At 62.5% G+C, this 5874-nt stretch carries 6 protein-coding genes; 2 read left to right on the top strand and 4 right to left on the bottom strand.

The genetic code is table 11. The annotated features are described in order from the left end of the window. Window positions 1-383: 383 nt before the first annotated feature. The gene (gene apaG, locus EN993_RS29805; RefSeq protein WP_013533640.1) at window positions 384-776 is read left to right on the top strand and encodes a Co2+/Mg2+ efflux protein ApaG; all 393 of its coding nucleotides are present in this window, start codon (window positions 384-386) and stop codon (window positions 774-776) included. Between the two features lie 192 nt (window positions 777-968). Here the strand turns inward: apaG and EN993_RS29800 are convergent, their stop codons facing one another. The 3 genes from EN993_RS29800 to EN993_RS29790 all read right to left on the bottom strand — a co-directional run bounded on the left by EN993_RS29800 (window position 969) and on the right by EN993_RS29790 (window position 4223). After that, a complete protein-coding gene (locus EN993_RS29800; RefSeq protein ID WP_109666535.1) occupies window positions 969-2000 on the bottom strand; it encodes an Hsp33 family molecular chaperone in 1032 nt (343 codons plus the stop codon). A gap of 95 nt (window positions 2001-2095) precedes the next feature. After that, a complete protein-coding gene (argF, locus tag EN993_RS29795) occupies window positions 2096-3007 on the bottom strand; it encodes an ornithine carbamoyltransferase (protein WP_056588317.1) in 912 nt (303 codons plus the stop codon). Between the two features lie 16 nt (window positions 3008-3023). Continuing rightward, a complete protein-coding gene (locus tag EN993_RS29790; RefSeq protein ID WP_127265575.1) occupies window positions 3024-4223 on the bottom strand; it encodes an aspartate aminotransferase family protein in 1200 nt (399 codons plus the stop codon). 354 nt (window positions 4224-4577) lie between these two features. On the opposite strand from EN993_RS29790, the gene EN993_RS29785 reads away from it, so the two are divergent. Next, window positions 4578-5096, top strand: a complete 519-nt coding sequence (locus EN993_RS29785) for a GcrA family cell cycle regulator (protein ID WP_126067634.1) — start codon at window positions 4578-4580, stop codon at window positions 5094-5096. Between the two features lie 130 nt (window positions 5097-5226). Here EN993_RS29785 and EN993_RS29780 read toward each other — a convergent pair. Beyond that, a partial coding sequence (locus EN993_RS29780) for a magnesium and cobalt transport protein CorA (protein ID WP_164757894.1) occupies window positions 5227-5874 on the bottom strand: 648 nt, incomplete at its 5' end.

Here is a 5874-nt window from a genome sequence, read left to right as displayed (position 1 = left end):
ATTTGAGAGGATGAGAGCAGTCGAAAGCGTGGCGGCTATGAGAGTGAGTTCCATCGAGATCCGGTCACTCCAGAAAACCGGTCCGCAGGACGGCCGATTCAACAGTTCGACAGAGCGCCCGAGTCGCGCGGCACTGGTCGGCGCACACCATCATTGTCATGTGTCACTTAAATGACATTCTTTCCCGCCACCTGCCGCTAAAGCGAGTCGCGTTTGAACGGATTCAGGCGACGCGCTTTAGGTCCTTGTTTTTATGCATGTCGTTTTCCCAAAACCGAGGCCACTTTTGGGCGACATGCATTAGAGGCCGCAATAACAGGATGCGCACCGTTGACCAGCCCGCGTGGAGCGCCGAAAGTTACCGGATCGTTTTGGAGCCGCTTATGTACAGCGCCGTCACGCGCAATATCGAAGTGCAGGTCAGGCCGTTCTATCTAGAGGACCGCTCAGATCCCTCAGAGAACCGCTATGTCTGGGGCTATCAGATAACGATCGACAATCAGTCGGACGATTTCGTGCAGCTGTTGTCGCGCTATTGGCACATCACCGACGGCACCGGCCGGGTCGAGGAGGTACGCGGCCCCGGCGTCGTCGGCGACCAGCCTGAACTCAATCCTGGCGACAGCTACCAATACACGTCCGGTTGCCCGCTCTCGACACCATCCGGCATCATGGTCGGGCACTACACGATGCGCAACAAGCGGGGCGAGACGTTCGACATCGCCATCCCCGCCTTCTCACTCGACCTGCCGGGGACGCGGCGGACGGTGAATTAGCATCTTTCTCCCCGTCACTATACGGGGAGAAATGCCCGGCAGGGCAATGAGGGGCGGCGCCGAGCCCAGAAGATTATCTCCCATGCACGACAACGTCCGAGTGGACAACGCGCGGCCATTCGCCAAAGTTCGCGCTGCCCCTCATCCGCCCTTCGGGCACCTTCTCCCCGTAAACGGGAAGGAAGGATTTCTCTACTGAGCAGTAAATTCCGCTGGGTCGAAGTCATATTGCGTCGAGCAGAATTCGCAGGCGACGTGGATGCCGCCGTCCTCGGTGCTGTCCTTGATCTCCTGGGCGGAAAAACCCTCGAGGATACCGCGGATCTTGTCCCGAGAGCACGAGCACTGGTCGGCGACAGGAACGCCGCCGAAGACGCGCACGCCATGCTCGTGGAACAGCCTGTAGAGCAGCCGCTCTGCGCCGATCGTCGGGTCGATCAGTTCGGTCGGCTCGATGGTGCCGAGCAGCGCCAGCAACTCCTGCCAGGAATTGTCGGCCGGATCGTGGATCTCCTCGCGCGGATCGCCATCGCCACCCGGCAGATCCGGCACGCGCATGCGCTCGGGCGACTGCGGCAGGAACTGCGCCAGGATGCCACCGGCGCGCCACTGCTCGCGGGCGCCGCCGGGGCCGGGCGTCAGCAACTTGGCCACCGACAGCCTGAGATCGGTCGGAATCTGCTCCGACTGACGGAAATAGGTGCGTGCCGCATCTTCCAGCGTCTCGCCATCGAGCTGGACGATACCCTGATAGCGCTGCGTATGAGCGCCCTGGTCAATGGTCAGCGCCAGCACGCCACTGCCGAGCAGGGTCTGCTGCGACGTTTCGCCTGCCGCGACCAGCGCCTCCAGCCGGTCGGCATCGAAACGCGCATAGGCGCGCAATGCCGAGGGCGTGGAGAAATCCGCGACCAGCATGTCGACAGGCCCGTCGGTGCGGGTCTGCAGGATGAATTTGCCCTCGAACTTGAGCGATGTGCCGAGCAGTACCGTCAGCACACAGGCCTCCGCCAGCAGGCGGGCGACCGGCTCGGGATAATCGTGGCGGCCGAGGATGGCGTCGAGCATCGGCCCGAGCTGGACGGTGCGGCCGCGTACATCGAGCGGGCCGACCTCGAACGGCACGACGTGATCGTCGCCGGCGTAGCCGAATTCGCCGAGTTTGGGGTGATGTTCAGTCACTTGATAGGTTTCCAACATGACAAAGCTCCAGGGCGCGGCCATGCCGCCCTCCGGGGCGCATGCGTCGAAACGCGCTTGATTTGCGTGATGCGGCGCAAATAGGCATCACACCCCCGCAGATCAAGCTCCCAGACACTTCATGCGCCAAGACACCAGGCGAGCACGGCCTTCTGGGCATGGAGCCGGTTCTCGGCCTCGTCGAAGACCACCGAATGCGGTCCGTCGATGACCTCGTCGGTCACCTCCTCGCCGCGGTGCGCTGGCAGGCAATGCATGAACAGCGCGTCCGGCTTGGCCCTGGCCATCAGCTTGGCATTGACCTGGTACGGCGAGAACACGTTGTGGCCGCGGGCGCGATGCTCCTGGCCCATCGACACCCAGCAATCGGTGACGATGCAGTCGGCCTGATCGACGGCTTCCTCGGGCGAGCGGGTGAAGTGCAGCTTGCCGCCATGTGCCTGCGACCAGTCGATATGCTTCTGCGCGGGCTCACTGCCCTCGGGAACGGCGACGTTGAGGTTGAAGCGGAACCGGGCCGAGGCCTCGAGCAGCGAATGCAGCACATTGTTGCCGTCGCCGGTCCAGGCGATGGTCTTGCCGGCGACCGGACCGCGATGCTCTTCGAAGGTCATGATATCGGCCATCAACTGGCAAGGATGGGTGTCGTCGGTCAGTCCGTTGATCACCGGCACGGTGGCATTCTCGGTCAATTCCAGCAGCCGCTCATGCGAGGTGGTGCGGATCATGATCGCATCGACATAACGCGACAGCACCTTGGCGGTGTCGGCGATGGTCTCGGAACGGCCGAGCTGCATCTCAGTGCCGGTCAGCATGATGGTCTCGCCGCCAAGCTGGCGCATGCCGACGTCGAAGGAGACGCGCGTGCGTGTCGACGGCTTGTCGAAGATCATCGCCAGCACCTTGCCTTCGAGCGGCTTTGTCCGCTCGCCGGCCTTGAGACGGGCTTTTCGCACCACCGCGTCGTCCAGCATGAAGCGCAGATCGCCTTCAGAGACGGCGGAAAGGTCGGTGAAATGGCGAACTGACATCAGGAATGGTTCCGGATTACTTCGCGGCGGCGGAGGCGATCGCCTCCGCCAGGCCCTTGGCGCCGGCGCGGATGCGGTTGAGCGCGTCGTGGATCTCAGCATCGGTGACGGTGAGCGGCGGCAGCAGGCGAATGACGTTGTCGCCGGCTGGCACCGCCAGCAGGTGCTGATCACGCAATGCCATGTTCACCTTGGTGTTGGGCATGGCGCATTTGAGGCCGAGCATCAGCCCCGCGCCCCTGATGTCCTCGATGACCTCGGGAAACTCGTCGGCGACCGACGCAAGCCCCTGCTTCAGCAGCAGCGCCTTGCGCTGGACATCTTCGAGGAAGCCGTCTTCCAGCACGACATCGAGCACGGCGTTGCCGACAGCCATCGCCAGCGGGTTGCCGCCGAACGTGGTGCCATGCACGCCTGCGGTCATGCCGACGGCCGCTTCATCCGTGGCAAGGCAGGCGCCCATCGGGAAGCCGCCGCCAATGCCCTTGGCGATCGCCATGATGTCTGGCGTAACCCCTGACCATTCATGCGCGAACAGCTTGCCGGTGCGGCCGATGCCGCACTGGACCTCGTCGAAAATCAACAGCAGGCCGTGCTGCTCGCACAATTGCCTGAGCCGCTTCAGCGATTGCGTCGGCACCGGACGGATACCGCCCTCGCCCTGCACCGGTTCGATCAGGATGGCGGCCGTCTCCGGCGTGATCGCCTTTTCAGCGGCGTCGATGTCGTCGAAACCGACCTGATCGAAACCTTCGACCTTGGGACCGAAGCCTTCGAGATATTTGTACTGGCCGCCGGCCGCGATGGTCGCCAGCGTGCGGCCATGGAAGGCGCCTTCGAAGGTGATGACGCGGAAGCGCTCGGGGTGTCCGTTGACGAACTGGTAGCGGCGCGCCGTCTTGATTGCGCATTCCAGCGCCTCGGCGCCCGAATTGGTGAAGAACACCTTGTCGGCGAAAGTGGCGTCGACCAGCCGCTCGCCGAGCCGGCTCTGCCCCGGAATCTCATAGAGATTGGAAACATGCCAGAGCTTGGCGGCCTGCTGGGTGAGTGCGGCGACCAGATGCGGATGGCTGTGGCCGAGCGAATTGACGGCGATGCCGCCGGCAAAATCGAGATATCGCTCGCCTTTGTCGGTAATCAGCCAAGTGCCCTCCCCGTGGTCGAAGGCCAGGGGTGCGCGAGCAAAGGTCTCGTAAAGCGCCGAACCGCTCATTATATGCGTCTCCGGTACCGGAAAATCAAAAAGCCGCCAAAGCGGCGGCCTGTGCGGCTTATCGTGTTTTTCGGCCATGAAGTCAACGAAAACGTCGCGTAGTGGCGCGCGGCAAGCCCCCTAACGAGACGCCGGCTCATAAGCGACCGGGCAAGTTGGGGAAAACCGAAAAAACCGATTCGTGTTGCACTTGGGACTCTTGTCACCGAGTCAGCGGATAGAGTAGTTGTAGTCGAGAAATAACTAGATTTCGTGCGGCGGACCTAATCACCAGATATATGTGGTGTCTGCCCCGGCAAATGTTGCCGGGTCGGTAAGGGATTCCGATTGCCGCACGCTTAGAGGAGCGCGGTCATGAACTGGACTGACGAGCGGGTAGAACTTCTCAGGAAACTGTGGTCGGAGGGTCTGAGCGCGAGCCAGATTGCTGCACAGCTTGGAGGGGTCAGCCGCAACGCGGTCATCGGCAAGGTGCACCGGCTGAAACTGTCGGGCCGCGGACGCTCGACCGCCACGCCGGCACGCCAAAAGAAGGCGGCGCAAGGATCGACCGTTCAGAAATCGGTGTCACGCGCCGCAACCGCGGCACGCCATGTCACGACGTCGATCGGCGCGACGGCCTTGCAGACGCAGTTCGATGCCGAACCGGTGGCACGCCACTACATCCGCCCGGTCGAGAATGTCGTGTTGCCGATCTCGCGGCATCTGCAACTCGTCGAGCTGACTGAGCGGACCTGCAAATGGCCGAACGGCGATCCGCTTTCGGAGGATTTCCATTTCTGCGGCAACGAGGCCGCCGAAACCGGGCCCTATTGCAAGTATCACGCCCGCGTGGCGTTCCAGCCGGCATCGGAGCGGCGGCGGAGCCGGTAGGCAAGGGAATAGGGAGTAGGGCAGTAGGGCAGTAGGGCAGTATGAGTGCGGAAAGCTGCGCTCACGAAATGCCATCCTACTGCCCTACTGCCCTACTGCCCTACTGCCCTACTGCCCTACTGCCCTATCTTCACAGCCACCCATTCTTGCGAAACCGCCAGTAGAGGAACGCGCAGATCAGCGCGATCGTGGTCAGCACCATCGGGTAGCCGTACTCCATCTTCAGTTCCGGCATGTCGCTGAAATTCATACCGTAGATGCCGGCGAACGCCGTCGGCACCGCCAGAATGGCGGCCCATGAGGCGAGCTTCTTGGAGATCGCCGTTTCCTGACTCTGGCCGACCAGCAGGCTGGCTTCGAAAGCGAACGCCAGCACCTCGCGCAGACTGTCGATCTTTTCCTGGACAGTGCGGATGTGATCGGTCACGTCGCGAAACAGCGGATGCATGGCTGTATGGATCTGCGGCAGCTCGGCGCTGGTCAACCGTCGGCAGACTTCGACCAGCGGAAGCGCTGCATTGCGCAGGCGCAAGAGATCGCGGCGCAGCATATAGAGCCGCTCGATGTCAGGGCCGGTCATTGGCTTCAACAGAACCCTATCCTCGATCACCTCGACTTCGTCCTCGATCTGCTCGAGCACCGGCATGTAGTTGTCGACGATGAAATCGAGAATGGCGTAGAGAACGAAATCCTCGCCCTTGGCCAGCGAATGCGGGCAGCTTTCCCAGTGCTGACGAACGGCGGCATAGGACGTCGAAGGACCGTGCCTAACGCTGAC

Origin of the sequence: Mesorhizobium sp. M7D.F.Ca.US.004.01.2.1, from assembly GCF_003997785.1 — a bacterium.
Classification (GTDB): domain Bacteria; phylum Pseudomonadota; class Alphaproteobacteria; order Rhizobiales; family Rhizobiaceae; genus Mesorhizobium; species Mesorhizobium loti.
Note: the sequence above shows the minus strand (reverse complement) of the source record. Positions and strands in the feature narration are given on the sequence as shown.